This window comes from Microbacterium bandirmense (assembly GCF_037204185.1).
GTDB lineage: Bacteria > Actinomycetota > Actinomycetes > Actinomycetales > Microbacteriaceae > Microbacterium > Microbacterium bandirmense.
On sequence record NZ_JBBDGM010000010.1, the window covers coordinates 93,677 to 116,161 of the forward strand.

The window sequence follows — 22,485 nt, forward strand, 5'->3', positions numbered from 1 at the left end:
GCGGAGGTGCGGATCAGAGTTTCAGGCGGGGGCGGATGCCACGCGCCGGGCGCGCGGACCGCCTGCGGTGCCGTGCTGCACGCCCAGTCCGGCCGGCACGGCGGCGCGCTGTGCGAGGGCGAGCAGCAGATCGACGATGAGGGCGAGCGCGGCGACGAGGATGGCACCGCCGAGCACCTGATCGAAGCGTCGGAGCGGGATGCCCTGGATGATCGGCCAGCCCAGACCACCCAGGTTGACGTAGGCGCCGATGGTGACCGTGGCGATCACCTGCAGCACTGCCGAGCGCAGCCCGCCGACCAGCAGCGGCATGCCCAGAGGCAGTTCGACCCTGGTGAAGATCTGCCATTCGGTCATGCCCATCGCGCGGGCGGCATCGATGACGCGTCGGTCGATGGCCTCCAGACCCGTGTACGCACCGGCGAGCAGCGAGGGGATGGCCAGCAGCACGAAGGTGATCACCGCCGCCAATGGCGTCTGCACGACGCCGAGCACGAGCACCAGCAGCACGAGCAGGCCGAACGAGGGCACGGCGCGGGCCGCTCCCGACACGGCCACGGCGATCTCACGGCCCTTGCCGGTGTGCCCGATCAGCCAGCCGACCGGGAAGGCGATCGCAGCGGCCACGGCGACCGAGACGACCGTGTAGAAGAGGTGCTGCGCGAGCAGCGTCTGCAGCGCATACGAGCCCTCGAACCGCTCGGGAGAGAAGAGCCAGGCGAACGCGTCGGCGAAGAGGTTCATGCGGTGGCCGCCTTCCCGCCGGTGGCCCGCACCCACGGCATGAGCGCGCGCCCCAGAAGCAGCAGCAGCGCGTCGACGATCAGCGCGATGACCACCACGGCGACGACTCCGGCGAGCACCTCGGGGATCAGTCGCCGCTGCTGGCCGTTGGTGAACAGGTAGCCGAGGTTGGTCACGCCGATGAGGATGCCGACGGTCGCCAGCGAGATCGTCGACACGGCCGTCACGCGCAACCCGGCGAGGATCACCGGACCCGCCAGCGGCAGCTCGACGCCCCAGAAGCGCCGCGGGGCAGCATAGCCCATCGCCGTGGCCGACTGACGCACGCTGGCGTCGACGGAGTCGAGACCGTCGGCGACGGCACGCACCATGATCGCCACGGCGTAGATGGTGAGGGCGGCCACGAGATTGGCCTCACTGATCACCGAATAGCCGAGCGCGGCGGGCATCAGGATCAGCAGCGCCAGCGAGGGGATCGTGTAGAGCAGCCCGGTGAGCACGATCACCGGACCGCGCACCAGACGGAACCGCCAGGCCACCCAGCCGAGCGGGATGGAGAGCACCAGGCCCAGCACGATCGCGATCACACTCTGACGCAGGTGCACCAGGGTCAGCTCGAAGATGAGCCCGACATTGTCGAAGACCCAGGTCATGGGCCGCTCGCCCCGTCGATTGCATCGGATGCCCGTGACGCCGGCTCTGCAGCATCCGACGCCACCGCGGTCGGCGCTTCGCGCAGCCGCCCCTGGGTGCGCCCCTCGGAGTCGACGACGACCGCGCCGTGCGGCGTCTGCTTGACCGTCAGCGCTCGCCGCCCCCGCTCGGCGCCGATGAACGCCTCGACGAAGTCATCGGCGGGATTCTCGATGATCTCGCTCGGGCTGCCGACCTGAACGATGCGGGCGCCCTTGTCGAGGATGACGACCTGGTCGCCGAGCAGGAAGGCCTCGTCGATGTCGTGCGTGACGAAGACGACCGTCTTGTCGAGCTCGCTCTGCAGACGGATGAGCTCCTGCTGCAGGTCGGCGCGCACGATCGGGTCGACGGCGCCGAACGGCTCGTCCATGAGCAGGATGTTCGGGTCGGCGGCGAGCCCGCGGGCCACGCCGACGCGCTGCTGCTGACCGCCGGAGAGCTGGCTGGGGTATCGGTCGGCCAGGTGCTGGTCGAGTCCGACGGTGTCGAGCATGGTGCGCGCGCGCTCATGCGCCTCGCGCTTGCCGACGCCGGTCAGTCGCAGCACCGTGGCGACGTTGTCGAGCACGGTGAAGTGCGGCATGAGGCCGGAGTTCTGCATCACGTAGCCGATGCGGCGGCGCAGCGCGACGGGGTCTCCGCCGAGCACACTCTCGCCATCGATCTCGACGTCGCCCGAGGTCGGCTCGACCATGCGGTTGATCATGCGCAGCAGGGTCGTCTTGCCGCAGCCGGACGACCCGACGAACACGGTCGTCTTGCGCGAGGGCAGCACCAGGCTGAAATCGCCGACCGCATGCGTGCCGTCGGGGAAGGTCTTGGTGACGGAGCGGAACTCGATCATCGTGCGGCCCGCCTAGCGGCGGGATCCTTCAGGTCGTGACTTCATGGGGTCGTGCCTCCTAGGTCGCCCTTCGAGCGTATTGGACACCTCCGACGTCGGCGCGGGATCGGGGGCGATTCGCAGATTCCCGGGATCTTCGTCCCTTGCGGTTGCGGTCACCCTCACGCCGACTGCCGTCCGTAGGCCTCCAGCAGACGAAGCCAGATCTCGCCCATCGTCGGGTAGGCCGGTATCGCATGCCAGAGCCGGCTGATCGGCACCTCGGCAGTGACGGCGATCGTCGCAGCCGGCAGCATCTCGGCCACGTCGTCGCCGACGAACGTGACGCCGAGCACCACCTCGCGGTCGACGTCCACGACCATGCGCGCCATGCCCGTGTAGCCGTCCGCGTGCAGAGACGCGCCGGCGACGGCCCCCAGATCGTGGTCGACGACCTCGATCCGATGGCCGGCTTCGCGCGCAGCATCCGATGTGAGTCCCACCGAGGCGACCTCGGGCAGGGTGAAGACGACCTGCGGCACGGCCGCGTGGTCAGCGGATGCCACGTGCCGGCCCCACGGCTGGTCGGCGATCACCTCGCCGCGCGACCGGGCCACGATCACGTCACCGGCGGCACGTGCCTGGTACTTGCCCTGGTGGGTGAGCAGCGCCCGCCCGTTGACATCACCCACCGCGTACAGCCAGTCCGTTCCGGGCACGAGCATCGTGTCGTCGACGTCGAGCGCATCGCCCGGCTTCAGGCCGACCGTCTCCAGCCCGATGTCGCTGCTGCGCGGGCGGCGTCCGGTGGCGACCAGCACCTCGGCCGCGGTGACCTCGGTGCCGTCGCCGATGGTGACGGTGACGCCGTCGTCGCCGCGCGTCACCTTGTCGGTGCTGGTGTTCAAGCGCACATCCACCCCGAGCTCGCGCAGTCCGTCGGCGACGCGCTCCCCCGCGAAATCCTCCATGCCGCCGAGCAGACCGCTGCGGGCCAGCACGGTGACCCGCGCGCCGAGAGCCGCGAATGCGGTGGCCATCTCGACGGCGACGACACCGCCGCCGATGATCGCCAGCGATTCGGGCACCTCTTCGGCGCTCGTCGCCTCGCGGCTGGTCCACGGCCGTGCCTCGGCCAGACCCGGGATGCCAGGCATCGACGCCGACGATCCGGTCGTGACCGCCACCGCGTGGCGCGCGCGCAGCATCCGATCGCCGTTCTCGTTGGCGACCGTCACCTCACGTTCGCCAACGAGGCGACCGTGGCCGCGCACCAGATCGATGCCCGCGCTGCGCAGCCAGTCGACCTGACCGGCGTCCGACCAGTGCGCGACGAAGCCGTCGCGACGCTCGAACACGGCTCGCGCGTCGATCGACCCGCCACTGACTCCCCGCACGTGCCGGGCTGCGTGCAGCGCATGGATCGGCCGCAGCAGCGCCTTCGACGGGGTGCACGCCCAGTATGAGCACTCCCCACCGACGAGCTCATCCTCGACGATCACCGCCGTGAGCCCTCCCTGCACGGCACGATCGGCGACATTCTCGCCAACCGGGCCTCCACCCAGCACGATCAGGTCGTATTCATCGGTCATCTTGGCCTCCGGGCCCAGTCTTGCCGCTGCACCGGGCGATGTCACGGGGTTGACTCAGGGTCACTGGGTTGACTCAGGGTCACGGGGTTGACTCAGAGCGTGCGGGTGTTCACAACTCCGGAGAATTCACGACCGCGGCGCCCGAATCCGGCCCTGAGCGACGAAAGTCGCCTGTTCTTCCGGAGTTCTGAACACGCGGCGCCGCCACCACGGCCACCAGCGCGAGCAGAGCCGCGAGGCCGAACACGACGATGAACCCGTACCCTCCGGCCGAGAGCGCGGCGAACAGCACCCCGGTCACGGCCAGGGCGAGAGCCGTCCCGAACGAGTCGGCGACGGTCATCGCCGAGCTGTTGAAGCCCTGATCCTCGGGCGTCGACATCGACAGGATCAGCGTGCTCAACCGCGGGCTGGCCAGCCCCATGCCGGCTCCGGCGAAGACCCACGCGGCGAAGATCACGACGGGCGAGAGCACCAGCGTCGTCGCCACCAGCACCACCGCGACCCCCGACAGCACGAGCGCCGTCCCGATCAGCACAGCACGCTCGCTCGCCAGGCGCATGCCCAGCTTTCCCTGCACCATCGATGCCGTCGACCATGCCAGCGCGGCGCCGGTGAGCACCAGACCCGCCAGCGTCGGAGTGAACGCGTACTCGTCCACGAGCAGGTACGGAAGGTAGATCTGCGTCGCGAAGAACGCCGCCGCCACCACGGCGCGGACGAAGATCACCGCCGGCAGTCCACGCCGCACGAGCAGCGCTCCCTTCGGTACCAGCGGCCGCACGGCGATCAGCGCGATCACGATGGCGACCGCGGCGAGCGCCGGCCCCACCGCGGGAACATCACCGGTGAGATTCAGCACCAGGACGGCGATCGCCGCGAGCACCGCCCAGCCGAGTCGTCCAAGCGCCCACGGGGCCGCGGAGTCACCCTCGCGCGAAAGCCCCTTCAATGCCGGCACGACCATGAGCAGTGCGAACACGACGAGCACGACGACGCCGAGGAAGACCCAGTGCCAGCTGAGCAGCTCCGTCACGAATCCCGCGACCGTGGGCCCGATCAGCGACGGCACGACCCACGCGGCCGCGAAGGCGGCGAAGATCGCGGGGAGCCGATCCTTGGGGTAGACCCTGGCGACGACGACGTACAGCGCGACGGTCATCGCTCCGCTGCCGAGCCCCTGCGCGAACCGGGCGACCACGAAGATCTCCATCGTCGACGCGAACCCGGCGACGAGCAGTCCCACGACGAACGCGGCCACCGACGTGTACAGCGGAGCACTCGGTCCGCGACGATCCGACCAGTTCCCCGCGACGACCATGCCGATCACCCCGGTGGCCAGCGGCCCCGCGAAGGCGAGCGCGTAGAGCCGCTCACCGCCGAGATCGGCACTCACGACGGGCATCACGGTGGTGACGGCCAGCGATTCGAACGCGCCGAGGAACACCAGCGCGCACGCGCCGATCGTGATCCACAGGTACTCGCCGACCAGGATGCCGGACGGAGCGCGAGTCGGTCCGGGAGCGGTGTCGGTCTCAGAAGCCATGAGCATGACCATAAGACCTCAACTATGGTTGAGGTCAAGGAGAGGAGGGGCGGATGCCTCAGCTGGACGGCGACAGGAACCGCAGACTCACGATCGGCGAACTGTCCTCGCGCAGTGGCGTGGCAGCATCCGCTCTGCATTTCTACGAACGCAACGGCCTTCTCATCTCGGAGCGCACCGACGGGAACCAGCGCCGCTACCGGCGCGATGCCCTGCGCCGCGTCGCGTTCATCCGTGTGTCGCAGCGCGTCGGGATTCCCCTCAAGGACATCCGCTCCGCGCTCGACTCGCTGCCCGAGGGGCGCACCCCGACCAAGAAGGACTGGGCACGCCTCTCGCAGCGCTGGCGCGACGAGCTCGATGCCCGCATCCGACAGCTCGAGCACCTGCGCGGCGACCTGGACGGATGCATCGGATGCGGCTGTCTCAGCCTGACCTCGTGCAGCCTGCAGAACCCGGCCGACGTGCTCGGGCGCGAGGGAACCGGCCCCAGGCGCTGGCTCAGCACGGGAGCCGGTGCGACCGAGTGACCCTTCTCAGGCGGGCAGGACGCGGGTGGGCGTCGGAGCCGCCGTCACGTGCCGCACATCGCGCGGGGCGCCGGTGCGCTCGTCGAGGTCGACCACGCTGATGGTGCTCGAGCGCTGACCGGCCACGAGCAGCGTGCCGTCGTACACGAGGTGGTGGCGCGGCCAGTCGACGCCGGCATCGGCGAGCGCCAGCGGCTCGAGCCCCTCACCGCCGCCGCGCACGCGCAGCGCCGCGATCGTGTTGCTGCCGCGCAGCGCGGTGTACAGGGTCGCCCCGTCGCGCGACATCGCCAGCTCGGCGGGGAAGTCGATGCCGACCTGCGCGGCCGGCGAGGCGGTGGTCGCCGAGGCGAGTCCCCAGCGTCCCTCGCGGTCGGATGCCAGGGTGAACACCTCGCACGAGTACTCGGTCACCACGTGCAGATGCCCGCTGGGGTGCATCACCATGTGGCGCGGTCCGGTGCCGCGCGGCAGTTCGACGTCGTGATCGACGCTGAGGTCGCGCCGGCGGATGCGCACCAGGTCGAGCCCGAGGTCGGCGGTGGCGATGCGCCCGTCGGGCAGGAACACCGCCGAGTGCGCGCGTGATACCCGCCCGCGTGACGCTTCGGGGGCCGACCCCCCAGATCGTATTCGCCCGAGGCGGTCCCCGGGGCGGTCCCGAAGAGGGCGGCGCGCAGCGCGGCGGCCTTGTCGGGGGCGGATGCCACGAGCCGGCCGTCCGGGGCGATGCCGTAGCCGATCACGCGCCCATCGCCGTAGCAGCTGGCGACCAGCATCCGACCGTCCGGCGACACGGCGAGGTGGCAGACGGCGTCTCCTGCTGCGAGCGCCGGGCCAAGCGGATGCAGTTGCGCCTCGCCCGACCGCGCGAAGGCCTGCACCTCGCCGGCGCCTTCCAGCGCCGCGTAGACCACGTCGAGGGTCGGATGCTGCGCGAGCCACGACGGCGACACGGCGGGCGCCGCGACGCCCCGATAGCGCAGCGTCGCCGGTCCGCGACCTTCATCGACCGACAGGAAGCCGATGCCCTCGGCATCCCCCTCCATATCGGCGCCGTAGCCGCCGACCCAGAACCGCGTCACGTCGGATCAGTCGACGAGGTCGTGGCGGACGATGGCCTCGTCGCGGGCGGGTCCGACGCCGATCACCGAGATGCGGGTGTTGCTCATCTTCTCGAGGGCGAGCACGTAGTCCTGCGCGTTCTGCGGCAGGTCCTCGAAGGTGCGGGCCTTCGAGATGTCCTCGGTCCAGCCGGCGAAGTGCTCATAGATCGGCTTCGCGTGGTGGAAGTCGGTCTGGTTGACCGGTACGTCGTCGAACCGCTCGCCATCGACGTCGTAGGCGACGCACACCGGGATCTCCTTGAGACCGGTGAGCACGTCGAGCTTGGTCAGCACGAGGTCGGTGATGCCGTTCACGCGGGTCGCGTAGCGGGTGATCGGGGCGTCGTACCAGCCGGTGCGGCGCTCGCGTCCGGTGGTCGTGCCGTACTCGCCGCCGGTCTTGCGCAGCCACTCGCCCATGTCGTCGTCGAGCTCGGTCGGGAACGGCCCCGATCCGACACGCGTCGTGTACGCCTTGACGATGCCGACGATGCGGTCGAGGCGCCCCGGCCCCACGCCCGAGCCGGATGCCGCTCCGGCGGCGGTCGCGGTGGACGAGGTGACGAACGGGTAGGTGCCGTGGTCGACGTCGAGCAGGGTGGCCTGGCCGGCTTCGAACACGACGACGTCGCCCCGCTCCAGAGCCTCGTCGATCAGGTGGCCGGTGTCGGCCACCATCGGACGCAGCCGCTCGGTGTACGACAGCAGGTCGTCGACGATCTCGTCGACCGTGATCGAGCGGCGGTTGAAGACCTTCACCAGCAGGTGGTTCTTCTGGTCGAGGGCGCCCTCGACCTTCTGGCGCAGGATGTTCTCGTCGAACAGGTCCTGCACGCGGATGCCGACGCGGTTGATCTTGTCGGCGTAGGCGGGGCCGATGCCGCGGCCGGTGGTGCCGATGCGGCGCTTGCCGAGGAACCGCTCGGTGACCTTGTCGAGCGTGCGGTGGTAGGCCGTGATCACGTGCGCGTTGGCGCTGACCCGCAGGCGCGAGGTGTCGACCCCACGGGCCTGCAGGGCGTCGAGCTCTTCGAAGAGCACCTCGAGGTCGACGACGACGCCGTTTCCGATGACGGCATTGACGCCGGGGCTGAGGATGCCCGAGGGAAGCAGGTGCAGCGCGTACTTCTCATCACCGATCACGACCGTGTGACCGGCGTTGTTGCCGCCGTTGAACTTGACGACCCAATCGGTGCGTTCGCCGAGCAGGTCTGTCGCCTTGCCCTTGCCCTCATCGCCCCACTGGACGCCGACGATCACGATTCCTGGCATGGGTGAACCCCCTGGTACTGCACGCTGTCGCCGGGTTTGCACCGGCAGATGAGCTGGCCCGAACGGGCGGCTCCATACTACCGGGCGGGTCGGATTCACTAGAGTTCTGCCATGACGAGCTGGTGGCCCTATCTGCGACTCGCTGCTGCGGTGCTGGGTTTCGCCGCGCTGATCCGGCAGCTCTCGCTGGCGATCGGCAACGCGCGATCCGCCAAGACCGAGTGGGCGTCGCACCTTCCGACGGTGGTCACGAACTTCTTCAGCTACTTCACCGTGCTGTCGAACCTGATCGCGGCAGTGACGCTGGTGATCGGCGCGGTGTGGATGCTGCGGCATCGCCACGACCGCAGACCCGAGCCGGCCTGGCTGTCGACGCTGTTCGCGTGCGCCGCGACCTACATGATCGTCACCGGCATCGTGTACAACCTGCTGCTGCGGAACATCCCGATCGCCGGCATCTCGGATGTCTGGACCAATGAGACGCTGCACGTCATCATCCCGCTGGTGATGCTCGCCGACGTGCTGCTGGCACCGCACCGACGTCCGCTCTCGTACCGCGCCGTCGCCGTGATCGCCGCGTTCCCCATCGTGTGGGCGGCGTACACGCTGCTGCGCGCGAACCTCATCACCGGGCCGGCCACCGGGAACCCCTGGTGGTATCCGTATCCATTCCTCGATCCGCACCTGCAGGGCGGGTACCCCGTGGTCATCGCGTACATCGCGGGGATCGCCGCGGTCATCCTGGCCGTCGGCGCGGGCGTCGTCTGGGTGGGACGTCGTCGTGCGGCATCCCTCCCCGATCGCGTACTGACCCGCTGACGACTCTGCTGCCGACCGCGTCCGCGCCAGTTTCCTGCATCTGCGCCATCGAACGATGCGGCGGTTGCAGGAAACTGCAGCGGATGCCGACGCAGTCAAGGCCCCGGTGTGGCCTATCCTCAATCGGAGACACGTCAGAGGGGGACGCTCTTGTCGGATGAGGACTGGGCACCGCGCCCGACGACGAGCGTGCCCGAGTCGCGCGGGCCGGCCCCCAGCGGCACACGACCGCAGCCGGCCATCGAGGTGCCCGGCTACACCGACCTGGTCGAGTTGGCTCAGGGCGGAGACTCGATCGTCTATCACGCCCGCCAGATCTCGCTCGATCGCGAGGTGGCCATCAAGGTGGTGCGGATCTCGGATCCGTCGATGGCCGAGCGCTTCCGTCGCGAGGTCGAGATCACGGTGCGCCTCGGGCGGCAGCATCCGCACATCGTCACCGTGCTCGACACGACGACGGCGACCACCGGCGAACTCTGCCTGGTGATGGACTTCCACGATCTCGGCTCGCTGCACGATCGCCTGCAGGCGCATGGTCCGCTCTCGGCTTCCGAGGTGGTGGAGGCGGGAACGGCGGTGGCGGATGCCCTGGCGTTCGCGCATCGGGCAGGTGTGCTGCACCGCGATGTGAAGCCGCAGAACATCCTGGTGCTGCCGACGTCGTTCGTGCTCAGCGACTTCGGCATCGCCCGGCAGATGGATGCCGATCGCACGGCGTCCCTCGAGAGATTCTCGTACCGGCATGCGTCGCCGCAGGTGCTCGACGGGCTGATGCCGACCGAGGCCGACGACGTCTGGTCGCTGGGCTCGACGCTGTTCACCCTGCTCGACGGTCGCGCGCCGTTCGCGGGCGACGACCCCGATGACGACAGCGCCCTGACCTATCTGCGCCGGGTGCGGCTGAACGAGCGGCGTCCGCTGCGCCGCGACAATCTGCCCGACGGGCTGCGCGAGTTCATCGACCGTGCCCTCGCCCCCGCGCGGGAGGATCGCATCGCGACGGCCGCGCAGGCCCTCGCGATCCTGCGCGGGCTGCGCACCGAGGGGCGCAGCTGGGAGCCGGATGCCACGGGCGGGGCCACGCCCGCGCCCGTTCCCGAGGGCGCTCCGGCCGCGACGATGATCACGGCGAAGGCGTCGAATGCTGGCGCGAGCACGACTTCGGATGCTGACGCGAGCGCCCCGGCCATCACGAAGCCCGCCGAGGACGATGACTCCCGACAGTCTGCGACGGAGACCCCACCGCCGCCGGTGAGCGATGGCGCAGCATCCGGCATCCACCCCGATGGCGACGCGAGCACGACGCGACCGGCCGCCGACTCGGCGCCGGTCGCACGATCGGCGCTCGCGGATCTCGACCAGCCCAGCCTGGTGCGTCCGGCGGGCGCTGACGACGATGCGACCGGAACCCTGATCCCGGACGCCGACCCCGACCAGGCCCCCGCGGATCGAGACGTCACGGCCGGCGCAGGACGCACCTGGCGCAGAACGGTGCTGTTCCTGGGCGGCATGCTCATCGCCGGTGCGATCGTCGGCGCCGTCGTCTTCTTCCTCTCACGCGAGGCTCCCGACGACACGCCTCCCGCGCCTCCGGCCGAGCAGACAGTGCCCTCTGCCTCGGCTCCGCCCGAGGACGACGGCACGCAGCCGACGGTCTCGGAGCCGGATTTCGCCCCCCAGGACCTCGTCGTCACCGATCGCGGCACCTCGGCGCTGCTGACCTGGGCGCTGCCACCCGGCACGGTCACCTCCATCGCGGTGGTGCAGGTGATCGAGGGCGAATCACCGGTCGTGCTCGCGAACCTCCCCGGATCCGCCGCCGAGTACACGGTCGAGGGTCTGAATCCTGACGCGAAGACGTGCTTCGCCGTCGCCGGCTACGGCATGAAGGACGGCACGGTCGCGGCGGGGTCGAGCCCGCAGGCCTGCACGAGCTGACGCCGCAGCGCAACGGCGCGGTCACCTGCGGCTGAGCGGCACGATGCTCCACGTCAGGCGGCGCCACGGCGAGCTCGCCCGGCGCAGAGAACGCTCGATCTCCATGGCGGTCGCCCATCCGGCATCCGATCCGAAAGCATCCGCACCGGCGTCACCCACCGGTCCGAACGCCGCCGACTGCGCCTGCGCTGCCAGAGCCAACGCCGCCTTCTGCAGTTCACTGTCGGCGGGCACGGCAGCGGCGACGATCTCCTCCGGTGCCGCCCCCGCAGCGGGCGGCCGACCGGCGAGCGCGAGCGCGTCGAGGACGAGCGCCCACGCACCGGGCGCACCCTGCCAGCGCCACCGGGCGCGACGACGCGCACGCCGTACGACGAGCACCACGACGGCCGCGATCAGCAGCGCGACGAGCGCTCCGCCGACCACCGCCAGCATCATCGGCACATTCGGCTGCTCGTCAGCGTCGGCGACCGGGGCCGCGCTGCCGCCATCCGTCGAGGCCCCGTCACCATCGGACGGTGTCGCCTGCGGCGCGGGAGTCGCCTCCGTCGACGAGGCCGGCGGGGTGTGCTCGGTGCGGATGGCGGAATCCGGCGCAGCATCCACGGCGATCCATCCGGCGCGCGCCAGGTAGACCTCGGCCCATACCCGGGCATCCGATCCGGTCACCGTCACCCGCGAACCGTCGGCCGAGCTCTCGGCCGCGGCGGGGTCGACGCCGAAGCCCACCACGAGCCGGCTGGGCAGCCCGACCGCTCGGGCGAGCACGGCGAACGACGCGGCGAACTGCTCGGTCGTGCCGACCTGTCCGCCCTCGGCCTCGGGGGCGAACAGGAACTCGGCGATCCGGCCGTACGACGCTCCCGACGGCGCGCCTTCGTCGAGGATGCGTTCCCCGCGCACGAAGTCCGCGAGCTCGGTGACCTGATCCCACCGCGCGGATACGCCGTCGACCACCACCTCGGCGTGACCCACGAGCTCGTCGGGCACGCGCGGCAGCGCCAGATAGCGCTGCACCTCGGATGCCGGGGGCACCCCCGCCTGCGCGATCGCCTCGTCGGAGGGCGCGTCGACGGATGCGGTGATCGTGAGCGCCTGCGGCACGGCGCCGTCAGCCGAGACCAGCGAACCCGTGTCGGGATCGAGGAGCAACCCGTCGGCAGCAGCACCGTCGACGCTGACCGCGCTGGTGTGCCCGACGCCCGGCACCCAGGCGCTGTCGATCGCGCCGGCCTCCACCCGGAAGGTGATCGGCGTCTGCCATTCACCCATCGGGGTGTCGGGCGTCGCGACGACTCCGACTGGACGCAGCCCGGCGTCGAGCGTCCACGAGGCGCCGTCGAAGTCGGGCAGCACCGCGAGACGGACGCGCTCGGGCATCGCACCCGGAGTCGACAGCGTGAACAGGGCGGTGTCGGCTTCGGCGTTCCACCGCGGAACGTCGGGCAGCGGGTTGACGGCCTGCGCGGGCAGCGGGGGTGCCGGCACGAGCGTGCGGGGCTCGAAGCGGTCGCCGCCGACGAGAGCGGATGCCGAGATCGTGAGCAGCCCGACCAGGGCGGCGGTCACCAGCCCGAGCGCCCATCCGCGCCGGGAGGCGCGTCGTGCGGGGCGACGATCGGAGTGCCGCGCGGGTGTCGAGATCCAACCCGCCAGGATGAGCAGGACGGATGCTGCGGCCACCGCACCATACGGATCGCCGGCTCCCGCGGTGAGCAGCGCACCGGCCACCTGCAGCACGAGCGCCCCGATCAGCGGGGCGATCCGCGCGCGACCCTGCGCGGTGACGGCCAGCGCGACGGCGAGCGAGCTCAGCCACACCAGCAGGGCCGCCGGCATCAACAGACCGATATCGGCCGGTGCGGGGCGCGGCGCGGTGAGCAGCCGCGGGATCGAATCGATCAGCGGTGAGAGCACCCCGTCGGCGGTCCACCTGGCCTCCGCATCAGCGGGCTGCGCGGCGAGCGCGGTGGCGGCGACGACGGCCATCAGGCCCACACCCACCGCGGTCCACACCGAGGGGATGCGCAGCCAGCGCGCGAGCACGACCAGCAGATGCGGCACGACGACGCACCCGACCAGCACGAGCACCGCCCACCACGCCGCGTAGCCCGCGGCGATCGGGATCGTCGAGATGCCGAGGATGCCGATCGACCAGACGACCGCGACCAGGCGGCTCATCGGGCGGCTCCCGCCGCGACCGCCGTGCGCCAGCCGTGCGCGAGCTCCTCGGCCCGTGGCCCGTGCAGCACCAGCACGCCGCCGGATGCCGAGACGAGCCGGTCCGGCGACGGGTCGACCACGGCGACGACGCCGACCGGCGCGGCGGCCGCGGTGAGCACGAGCTCGGCCGCGGAAGCATCCGATCCGGAGATCACGGCCACCACGTCCGGCGAGCTCACCTGCATCCGCAGCGGAGCCGACGAGTCGTGCGGGGCGAGCGTCGCGAGTGCGGCGAGCGCGTGCGGGGCGAGCCGCGCGTCCTCCACACGGCCCGGCTCGACGGGGAGATCCAGGTCGAGGGCTCCCGACACCGTGACCAGGCGCGCGGCGGAGCGTCCGGCGGCAGCGGCGTCCAGCAGACTCGCCGCGAGGTCGACCGCCTCGTCGAGGCCGCCCTCGCGATAGGACTCGGCCCGGTCGTCGAGCAGCACGGTGAGGAACGGCTGCGAGGGGTCGGCGTCCTCGCGCACCATCAGCTGGCCGCGCCGCGCGCTGGTCGCCCAGTGCAGTCGGCGCAGGTCGTCGCCAGGCACGTACTCGCGCAGGCCGACCAGGTCGGTGCCGCCGTGGGCGATGCGCTCGTCGGCGCCCGCGTGCCCGCGGCGCATTCCGGGCGGCACGCCGATCACGTCGAGCACGCGAGGTTCCACCAGCACGCTGGCCGTGTCGCCATGCACGCGGCGGACGCGGATCAGATCGCCGAACGAGCGGCGGTCGAGGGTGAGCGGGCCGAACTCGATCAGGCCGCGGTGGTCGGTGGGAATGCGCACGTCGGTGGCGGCATGCTCACCGGCCGCGAGGGTAGGGAAGTCGAACACGATCGGCGCACCGGCCACCCGGTCGGTGCCGCTGATCGAGACGCGCCAGCGCCGAGCGGTGTTCTCCACCCTGATCGTGGCGTGGCACTCGTCGTGGCGGGCGACACGTGCGGGATGCACGGTGCGCGAGACCTGCACGGGTGTCGGCGCGGCGACCGTGAGCACGGCCACGAGCAGTGTCGCCGTCAATGCCAGAGCCAGACCGACGATCGCGGGGTACGCGGCCCACACGCCGAGCACCCAGCAGAGCACCGCGCAGACGGCGGTGGCCCACCCGCGCGCAGTCAGACGCGTGGTCATGCCGGCGTGGGCTGCGGTGCCTCGACGCGGGCGAGCACGTCGGCGAGCACATCGTCGGCCGTGACGCCGTCGAGCTGCGCCTCGCGCGAGAGCACCAGACGGTGGGCGAGCACGGGCACCGCGAGCTGCTGCACATCGGAGGGGATCACGAAGTGGCGCCCCTGCGTCGCGGCGCGCACCTGGGCGGCGCCGACCAGTGCGCGCAGCGCGCGGGTGGAGGCACCCAGTCGCAGCCGTCCGTCCGCTCGAGTGGCGGCGCCGACGGCGCGGATGTAGTTCAGGATCGGGTCGGCAACGTGCAGCGCGGACAGCAGCCGGATCTGCTCGGCGACGGCATCCGGATCGGTGACCTGCCGCACGTCTCCGATCCGTCCGGCCGCGCTGCCCGGGCGGAGCACCGCCACCTCGTGCTCGAGGTCGGGATAGCCGATGCGCAACCGCATCAGGAAGCGGTCGAGCTGCGCCTCGGGCAGCCGGTAGGTGCCGTCCATGTCGACCGGGTTCTGCGTGGCGATCACGAGGAAGGGATCAGGCACGCGCTGCGCGACGCCGTCGGTGGTGACGGTGTGCTCGGCCATGACCTCCAGCAGCGCCGACTGGGTCTTGGCCGCGGCGCGGTTGATCTCGTCGGCCAGCAGCACGTTCGCGAACACCGGGCCGGGGCGGAACGAGATCTGGCCGGTGGCCGGGTCGAAGACGCTCGTGCCGGTGACGTCGGCCGGCAGCAGGTCGGGCGTGAACTGGATGCGGCGGGAGATACCGCCGATCGCGGCGGAGAACGCCCGCGCCAGGGTGGTCTTGCCCGTGCCGGGCACGTCTTCCAGCAGCACGTGCCCGCCCGCGAACAGCGCCACGGCGGCCTGCTCGATGACGCCGCGCTTACCCTGCAGCGCCTCGCCGACGGCATTCACGATCCCGTCGTGCAGCAAGCGGAAGCGTGAGACATCGGCCTGGGTGGGCACCTGCGCGGGCTCGAGTGCCGTGCCGGTCATGCGGATCCTCCATTGCGGGTCGGGGCGGGGTCGGATGCTGTGGGGTCGGATGCCGTGAGGCGGTCGGTCGTCTCGCCGCGACGACGGATGCCGCGCAGCAGCCAGGCCACGCCGAGCAGCCCGATGCCGGCGGCGAGGATGGGCTCGTCGGTGCCGTCGATCGGAGACCACGGCACGGGGACGATGCTCACGTCGGGGTCAGTGGGGTCGAAGCCCACCGGGTCGGTGCAGATGCGCGTGTTCGGGTCGCAGTAACCCCACTGGTTGCGCGGCGGGGCGGAGTCCGACTCGGTCGCCGAGGTGACCCCTCCGCGGGTCACATAGGCGGACACGTTGGACGACCCGCGCGTCGACCCACCGAAGTCGCCGCCACCGGAGGCGCAGTCGATGGTGCGTGTCTGCGGGCCCGTCGAGCTCTGCAGGTGCACCGTGCACGATCCGCCTGCGGCGCTCCACCCGGCAGGCAGACTCACGCTCACCGTGAAGGGGATGTTCTCGTCGTAGAGCCCGGGATTGCCGAATCGGATGCCAGAGATCGCGTCATCACCGTTCGCGGGCGGCGGCGGGGGCGGAGGTGCCGTGACGACCTGGGCGCTCGCGGAGCCGGTGGTCGACGCCCCGGCACCGGCGCTGTTCGACGGCGTGACGGTCGCCGACACGCTGATGGTGCGCGTCTCGCCCGGGGCTCCGCGTCCGCACAGGTGCTCGTCGCCCGCGCGGCAGGTGAGCGTCCGCGAGAGAGAGGTGGACGTCGTCGTGACCGTCTCGGTGCGGCCGGCGCCGACCAGCTCCACCGAGTAGGTCACCGGGGCGCCGTTGCTCGCCGCCGCGGCCCAGCTGACGCTGAAGCTGACCGCGCTGCCGTCGCCGGTCAGTCCCGTGACGTTCGGCGTGCCGGGGGCGCCTGGGGCGCCCACGATCGTGACCGGGTTGCTGGCGGCCGATTCGGCGGTGGTGCCGTCGAGCACGGTGCGCACGGTGTACGTGTGCGTGCCGAAGCCGACGTTGGAGAAGGTGAGCGAGCGGCTGGTGCCCGCCGAGGTCCACGACCCTCCCGCCGGGCGCACGAGGTACTCGTCGGCACCGCCGGATGCCGCGTTCCAGGCGACCGTGACCGATCGTCCGGCAGCGGCGGCGGTGACGTTCGTCACGGCGGTCGCCTGCAGCTCGGGATCAGGCTCCGGATCGGGGTCAGAAGTCGGGGTCGGATCCGGGTCGGGGTCGGACGTCGGAGTGGGATCCGGGTCCGGCGTCGGCGTGGCGTCCGGGTCCGGATCGGTGCCGGGGCCGGGGGTCGGATCGGCACCGGGAGTCGGATCGGCACCGGGAGTCGGATCGGCACCGGGAGTCGGCTGCGGGTCGATGCCGGGTGTCGGGCCGGTACTGGGGAGCGGATCCGGAAGCGGATCCGTGCCGGGCGTGGGAGCCTTGCTGGGCCGGGGGTCCGGGCGACCCTGGTCGCCGGACCGGTCGCGGTCCTCGTCCTTCTTGCCGCGGTCCGGTGCCGGGATGGTGACCGGTGGGTTGTGGTCGACCCGCACCTCGGGAACGTCGGGCGCGCCCAGGTCGACCATGCCGGTGGAGCCGTCGGGCTGCACGACCACGGCGCGTCCGTCGCGCTCGGTGGTGACGAACAGGCGCCCCTCGTCGACGGTGAAGACCGGGTCACCGCCACCGGGGATGACGATGTCCGCTCCGGCGCGCTTGCCGCGGGCGTCGAGCACCATCACGGTTCCCGTGCCGAGGCACGGCACGTAGACGCGCTCGCTGAACACCTGGGGGCTGCCGGGTCTGGTGCATCCGCGCTCGCCTACGTCGACCTGCAGCAGCGCGCCGGACGACAGCAGGAACACGCGCCCGGCGTCGGTGACGGATGCCGGCACGAGTGTCGCCGGCGACTGCGGCGCCGCGGCGACCGTGCCCGACAGATCCGGGACGGTCACGGCGAGGTCGCCGCCCGAACCCACCTGCACGACCGCCCCGCCGTCCGCGGCGAAGACGGTCACGCCGCGCTCGTGCGGCACGAGCCTGGTCTCGGGTCCCGCTCCGGCGACCGGCCGACGTTCCTCGGTGCGGAACCTGCCGGAGCCGTCGGAGTACTCCAGCTGGGTGAGCTCGCCGTCGTCGGTGAGCACCCAGACGTCGCCATCGCCGTCGACGACGGCATCGGCGATCGGATGCTGCGTGCGGAACGGCTTGCCGATGTCGGCGAGGGTCAGCGGGTCGACGGCCCGCACCGTGCCGGGATCGTCATCGACGACCACGACGCGTCCTCCGCCGACCAGCACCCGCTCGTCGCCCGAGGTTGCGCGGCTGCCGCTGGCGATGAGAGCGGCCAGATCGACCGCGGTGACCAGCCCGCTGCGCTCGTCGGTGACGATGAGCGCACCGTCGCGCTGCGCGATCGACAAAGAGGTGTCGCCGTCACCGACCACCAGCCGCCGCTCGGCGACGCCGGTGGACGGGTTGACCTGCACGACGCTGCCGTCCTGGCCGGGAAGCCACGCCTGGCCGTCCGACATGTCGACCGCCAGGGCCGCGACGCCGTTCCCGGCGATCGCGCCGACCACGAGCAGCGCACCACCGAACGCGACGCCGACCTCGACCATTCCCCGATCGCGGCCGCGCAGCAGTCTCGACCAGATTCCCCTCATGATCGCCCCTCCGACGCCTCAGATACTAGCTGTACGACGTGGATCTGCCCACCGGCGACGAGTACGCCGCGGCCCACCCCCGCCATCGGTTCATGCGAATTCATCGGCACCTGGGCGCCGACCAGAGCACCGTCACCCATCTCGGGCGCAATGAGCATGGCCCGTCGCGAGCGCTTCACCGCGGCCACGATTCCGGGGATGTGCTGGCGGCTGCGGAGCTCATCCGGATCGCCCGCGACGACCACGGCGATGTCGGGCCGGCCGATCAGCGCGGTGAGCGCCTCCAGGGCATGCCGCTCGTCACCGTTCGCCTCCCACCCGCGCTCCCACTCGTGCACATCGTCGACCAGCACGAGCGTCCAGCCGTCGCCCGCGGGACGCGCGGCCAGTTCCTGCGCCCACGCTGCCGCCTCGGCGGCGTGCGTGATCGTGCGGTCGATGTCGGATGCTGACGACTCGTCGCCACCGGTCGCGCGAGGCGCGATCAGCACGACCTCCGCCGGCGTCTCGGCGCGGCGGGCGAGCTGGGCGAGACCGAGCAGCGTGGAGGTGCGACCGGAGCGCGCGCGTCCGGTCAGCAGCACCGGACCGTCGCAGAGCCGCAGCGAGATCGGTGCGACGACGTCCTGCTCCACGCCGACGACCAGCTCGTCGCGTTGCGGTCGCGGCAGCACGCTCTGCGGCAGGCGGGTCGGCATCACCGGCACGGGAGAGGGCGATGCCTCGTCGTAGCGACCGTTCAGGCGGCCGCCGAGCTCGTCGAGCCGCTCGACCTGAAGCGGCGTTCCCGCTCCGCCGAGCGTGGCGACGTGCACCTCGTGCGCGCCGAACAGCCCCCGGCCGGCGGGCGACTCGCGGTCGAGCACACCCGCCGGCACGCCGAGCATCGCGTAGTCGTCGTCGACGCTCATGCGCATCACCACGCGAGCGCCGAACGCGGCCAGGATCTGGCTCGACACCCCCGTGCGCTGCGGTGCGGTCGCGGTCACGTGCACACCGCAGCGACGCCCCTCCTGCAGTACGGTGAGCAGCTGGTCGGCATGCTGGCGGCGCAGCGAGCCCCCGCCCTCGAGAGCGTCGAGCACGGCGGGCAGGTTGTCGATGAGCAGGTGGATGCGCTGCACGTGCACGCCGGTCGCCGCCAGTGCGTTGAGGTCGGCGACGCCGTGCGAGGCGAGCATCGCGTTGCGCTCGGTGACCGTGCGATGCACCATGCGGATCAGGCGCAGCATCCGCTCGGTGGACTGCTCGACGACGATCGATCCGACCGAGCCGAGTCGCTCGAGCACCGTCAGGCCGCCGCCGCCGGCGTCGATGCCGTACACGCACGCGGCCGCGCGCTCGGCGCCGGCGGTCGCGGCGAGCGCGACCGTGCGCAGCAGCTCGGTCTTGCCCGCACCGGACGCACCGAACACCAGCAGGTGGCCGGCGCGCGTGTAGTCGATGGTCCAGGGCACCTGCCGCTGCTCGCCGGGCACATCGCGCAGACCCAGCAGCACGCTGCCGGGAGCCTGCTCGACGACGGTGACGTCGGTGCCCGAACCGGCGATGGCGGCCTCGTCGCGGGCATCCGATCCGATCGCGAGGCGACCCGGCTCGATCACCGCGACGGGCAGCTCCTCCGGCAGCGGCGGGATCCACGGGCGGCGCGGCGGCTGGATGCCGCTGCGCAGGAACGCGGTGGTCACGGTGGCGACGATGCGCTCCAGGTCGGAGTGCTCGTGCGGACGGCCGGCGTCGACGGCACCGCCGTCGATCGCGCGGGCGGTGAAGGGTGCGACCCGCACCCGCTCCCCCGCCTCGTGCAGCTGCTCGGCGCCGCCGACGTACGCCACCTGCACCATCTCGCGGGTGCCGTGTCCGGTGCGGCGCAGCAGCGCTCGCCCGGGGGTGCGACGCGACAGGTCGGCGGCATCGGGGGCATCCACGACATCGGTGGAGTCGTCGGCCGAGGCGACCCGCAGGGCGATGCGCAGGTCGGTGTTCGCCTTGATCTGCGGGGTGACCACGCCGGCGGGGCGCTGGGTCGCGAGGATCATGTGCATGCCGAGCGAGCGGCCGCGCTGGGCGATCGAGACCATGCCGTCGATGAAGTCGGGCACCTCCGAGAGCAGGGCCGCGAACTCGTCGACGCAGATGAGCATGCTCGGCGGGGCCACCTCGGGGTGCATCCGCTCGAGGGCCTGCAGATCCTTCGCGCCGTACTCGGCCAGCAGGTGCTCGCGGGTGGTGAGCTCGGCGTGCAGCGAGGTGAGCGCCCGCTGCACCAGTGCGGGGGTGAGGTCGGTGATGTAGCCGACGGTGTGCGGCAGCTCGGCGCATTCGCGGAACGCCGCGCCGCCCTTGTAGTCGACCAGCAGGAAGGTGATGCGGCTGGGCGGGTTGTTCAGCGCGAGCGAGCACAGCAGCGACTGCAGCAGCTCGCTCTTGCCGGCGCCGGTGGTGCCGGCGACCAGACCGTGCGGTCCGTCCTCACGCAGGTCGATGGAGCAGACCCCGTCGGCGCCGATGCCGAGCTGGGCCCGCAGACCGCGGCTGGATGCCCAGCGCTGGGCGATCGCGTCGGCGTCGTCGAGGTCGGCGAGGTCGCTGCTGAGCTCCGCGATGCGCACCCGGTCGGGCAGCGCCGACTCCCCGGCGAGCACGGCGGCCTCGTCGCGGTAGCCGCCCAGCGCCCGCGCGCAGCGCCAGGCGGCGGCGAGATCGAGCGCGTCGAGGCTGGTGAGGGCGTCGATGCCGCCGCGGTCGGCGTGGCGGATGCTGCTGCCGGGAAGGTCGATCGCCGCATCCGTCGCGGCGGGCACCCGGGCGAGGTCGTCGCCCACCCAGATCAGGTGCAGCCGGCTGTCGTCGGCGATCGCCGCGACGCCCTCCAGCGTGCGGCGGGGGATGCCTGCGGCCGCGTCGATCAGGCAGACGACGTGCTCGACGCCGCCGACCGTGCGGGCCAGCTCTTCGAGCAGCGCCTGCCCGTCGCCCGCTCCGATCGCGACGGATGCCAGGCCGCCGGCCAGGGGAGCCGCGTGCGGCAGCCAGCGCAGCCAGCTCTCCATGCGGGCGCGCTCGTGGCCGAGTACGGCGACGATGCGCACGTCGTTCGGGGAGTGCGTGACGGCGAGGCGGATGAGGGCGGCGCGCAGCCAGCCGTCCAGCTGCTCGCCCTCGCCGACCACCGCGGTCAGCGGTCCGAGGGGGACGGTCACGGGCATGTCGTGCAGCACCGCTCGCTTCGTCGCCTCTGCGGCGGCCTCGGCGCGCAGCGCACGGTCGCCCTGCTCCTTGGCATCCGCCGTCACCAGCGCCGGACGCGGGCCGATGCCCGCGCGCAGGTGCAGGAAGTCGTCGTCATCGGCCTGCCGCACCCAGACCGCGCGGTCGGCGCTGGTCGCCCGGTCACTCACGATGTGCGGGGCCGGGTCGTCGTCGACGGCGTTCTCGCGCTGGGTCTGCGCGGCCTGATCGATCGTCTCGAGGGCCGCGGCGAGGTCGTCGCGCCAGATGGCTGTCTCCTCGGCGAACTCCCGCTTGGCGGCGCGGCGCTGCACGAGGTGGGTGACGACCATCATCATCGGGAAGCCGATCATGAACACCAGCGAGTAGGCGTTGCGCATGGTGAGGAACATCACGCCGCCCATCAGCAGGGGCATGAGGATCATGGGCCAGGGGAAGGGCTGGCGGCGCGGTGCGGACGGCGGCGACGGGAACGCGACCTCGACGGGCGCGACTGAGGTGCCGAATCGCGGCGAGCGCCAGATGCTGCGCTGTGTCGTCGCGTCGGCGGCGCGACCGGGCTGCAGGGCGAGCACGGTGGTGCCGACCGTGATCCGCTCGCCCCACGCCACCGGCTGCGGGCGCACGGCGGGGCGTCCGCCGACCTGGGTGCCGTGCGCGGATCCCTCGTCGCTGATCATCGGCTCGGGGCCGAGGATGAGTCGGGCGTGGGTGCGGGAGACCAGCGGGTCGTCCACGCGCACCGTGGCGTCGGCGCCGCGACCGATGGTCGCGACCTCGCCGTGCAGCGGGATCCGCCGGCCGGCGTCGGCGCCGGTGAGCACCTGAACGATCGCGCGGGGGGCGGATGCCGGAGTGGGCCGGTCGATCCAGTCGGAGCCGACGGATGCCACCTCGATGACGTCTCCGTCACGCAAGGGCGCCTCGGAGAGCGGAGTCTGCGCCGCCCAGGGCACCCCCGCGGTGACCGGGGCCAGCAGCACGGATGAGCCGGCGATGTGGCGACCGAGGCCGGCGGCGAGGTCTGCCACCGATCCGCCGCGATCGGCGGTGACGACGACGTCGACCGGCTCGAGGCCGCTCTCGGATGTCGGCTGCACACTCACTCGCCACATGGGATTCTCCTCTCGCCGGATCGTTCTGCTTCGACGCTAGGACGGCGGTGACCGGGGGCAAAGGGCGCGAGGGGTGGAAACTTCCG

Annotated in this window: 15 protein-coding genes and 1 pseudogene; 3 read left to right on the forward strand and 13 right to left on the reverse strand. The window is 71.9% G+C overall.

Translation table 11 applies throughout. The annotated features are described in order from the left end of the window. Nucleotides 1–21: 21 nt before the first annotated feature. From WDU99_RS12480 to WDU99_RS12500, 5 genes are all read right to left on the reverse strand, one after another. The gene (locus WDU99_RS12480) at nt 22–744 is read right to left on the reverse strand and encodes an ABC transporter permease (RefSeq protein WP_337332789.1); all 723 of its coding nucleotides are present in this window, start codon (nt 742–744) and stop codon (nt 22–24) included. Then, nucleotides 741–1,397 carry an ABC transporter permease gene (locus tag WDU99_RS12485; RefSeq protein WP_337332790.1) on the reverse strand — a complete coding sequence of 219 codons (657 nt, stop codon included), beginning with the start codon at nt 1,395–1,397 and terminating at the stop codon, nt 741–743. The genes WDU99_RS12480 and WDU99_RS12485 overlap by 4 nt, the downstream gene beginning before the upstream one ends. Continuing rightward, entirely contained in the window at nt 1,394–2,284 is an 891-nt protein-coding gene (locus tag WDU99_RS12490; protein ID WP_337332791.1) for an ABC transporter ATP-binding protein, read from the reverse strand. The genes WDU99_RS12485 and WDU99_RS12490 overlap by 4 nt, the downstream gene beginning before the upstream one ends. A 161-nt stretch (nt 2,285–2,445) precedes the next feature. Then, nucleotides 2,446–3,855 carry a dihydrolipoyl dehydrogenase family protein gene (locus WDU99_RS12495; RefSeq protein WP_337332792.1) on the reverse strand — a complete coding sequence of 470 codons (1,410 nt, stop codon included), beginning with the start codon at nt 3,853–3,855 and terminating at the stop codon, nt 2,446–2,448. A 109-nt stretch (nt 3,856–3,964) separates the two neighbouring features. Further along, the gene (locus WDU99_RS12500; RefSeq protein ID WP_337332793.1) at nt 3,965–5,401 is read right to left on the reverse strand and encodes an MFS transporter; all 1,437 of its coding nucleotides are present in this window, start codon (nt 5,399–5,401) and stop codon (nt 3,965–3,967) included. 53 nt (nt 5,402–5,454) lie between these two features. Between WDU99_RS12500 and soxR the strand changes: the two genes are divergently transcribed. Then, on the forward strand, nt 5,455–5,931 hold the full coding sequence (gene soxR, locus WDU99_RS12505) for a redox-sensitive transcriptional activator SoxR (protein ID WP_337332794.1): 477 nt from the start codon (nt 5,455–5,457) through the stop codon (nt 5,929–5,931). A gap of 6 nt (nt 5,932–5,937) precedes the next feature. Here soxR and WDU99_RS12510 read toward each other — a convergent pair whose 3' ends face one another. From WDU99_RS12510 to WDU99_RS12520, 3 genes and pseudogenes are all read right to left on the reverse strand, one after another. Further along, the gene (locus tag WDU99_RS12510) at nt 5,938–6,501 is read right to left on the reverse strand and encodes a lactonase family protein (RefSeq protein WP_474199790.1); all 564 of its coding nucleotides are present in this window, start codon (nt 6,499–6,501) and stop codon (nt 5,938–5,940) included. Nucleotides 6,502–6,695: 194 nt separating this feature from the next. Continuing rightward, a pseudogene (locus WDU99_RS12515) lies at nt 6,696–6,980 on the reverse strand (beta-propeller fold lactonase family protein); the annotation flags it as partial. 42 nt (nt 6,981–7,022) lie between these two features. Beyond that, the gene (locus WDU99_RS12520) at nt 7,023–8,309 is read right to left on the reverse strand and encodes an adenylosuccinate synthase (RefSeq protein ID WP_337332795.1); all 1,287 of its coding nucleotides are present in this window, start codon (nt 8,307–8,309) and stop codon (nt 7,023–7,025) included. Between the two features lie 111 nt (nt 8,310–8,420). Here WDU99_RS12520 and WDU99_RS12525 point away from each other — a divergent pair, with 111 nt between their 5' ends. Together WDU99_RS12525 and WDU99_RS12530 are read left to right on the forward strand one after the other, a co-directional pair. Next, nucleotides 8,421–9,128: a Pr6Pr family membrane protein gene (locus WDU99_RS12525; RefSeq protein WP_337332796.1), complete on the forward strand. Its 708-nt coding sequence runs from the start codon at nt 8,421–8,423 to the stop codon at nt 9,126–9,128. A gap of 150 nt (nt 9,129–9,278) precedes the next feature. After that, the gene (locus WDU99_RS12530) at nt 9,279–11,066 is read left to right on the forward strand and encodes a protein kinase domain-containing protein (RefSeq protein ID WP_337332797.1); all 1,788 of its coding nucleotides are present in this window, start codon (nt 9,279–9,281) and stop codon (nt 11,064–11,066) included. A 21-nt stretch (nt 11,067–11,087) separates the two neighbouring features. Here the strand turns inward: WDU99_RS12530 and WDU99_RS12535 are convergent, their stop codons facing one another. The 5 genes from WDU99_RS12535 to WDU99_RS12555 are packed head-to-tail and all read right to left on the reverse strand — an operon-like array spanning nt 11,088 to nt 22,399. Next, a complete protein-coding gene (locus WDU99_RS12535; protein WP_337332798.1) occupies nt 11,088–13,247 on the reverse strand; it encodes a transglutaminase TgpA family protein in 2,160 nt (719 codons plus the stop codon). Continuing rightward, on the reverse strand, nt 13,244–14,407 hold the full coding sequence (locus WDU99_RS12540; protein ID WP_337332799.1) for a DUF58 domain-containing protein: 1,164 nt from the start codon (nt 14,405–14,407) through the stop codon (nt 13,244–13,246). Before WDU99_RS12540 ends, WDU99_RS12535 begins: the two co-directional genes overlap by 4 nt. Next, nucleotides 14,404–15,399 carry an AAA family ATPase gene (locus WDU99_RS12545; RefSeq protein ID WP_337332800.1) on the reverse strand — a complete coding sequence of 332 codons (996 nt, stop codon included), beginning with the start codon at nt 15,397–15,399 and terminating at the stop codon, nt 14,404–14,406. The genes WDU99_RS12540 and WDU99_RS12545 overlap by 4 nt, the downstream gene beginning before the upstream one ends. After that, nucleotides 15,396–18,053, reverse strand: a complete 2,658-nt coding sequence (locus tag WDU99_RS12550; RefSeq protein ID WP_337332801.1) for a hypothetical protein — start codon at nt 18,051–18,053, stop codon at nt 15,396–15,398. Before WDU99_RS12550 ends, WDU99_RS12545 begins: the two co-directional genes overlap by 4 nt. Beyond that, complete coding sequence (locus tag WDU99_RS12555; protein WP_337332802.1) at nt 18,050–22,399, reverse strand: FtsK/SpoIIIE domain-containing protein; 4,350 nt, start codon at nt 22,397–22,399, stop codon at nt 18,050–18,052. Before WDU99_RS12555 ends, WDU99_RS12550 begins: the two co-directional genes overlap by 4 nt. Nucleotides 22,400–22,485 lie beyond the last annotated feature (86 nt).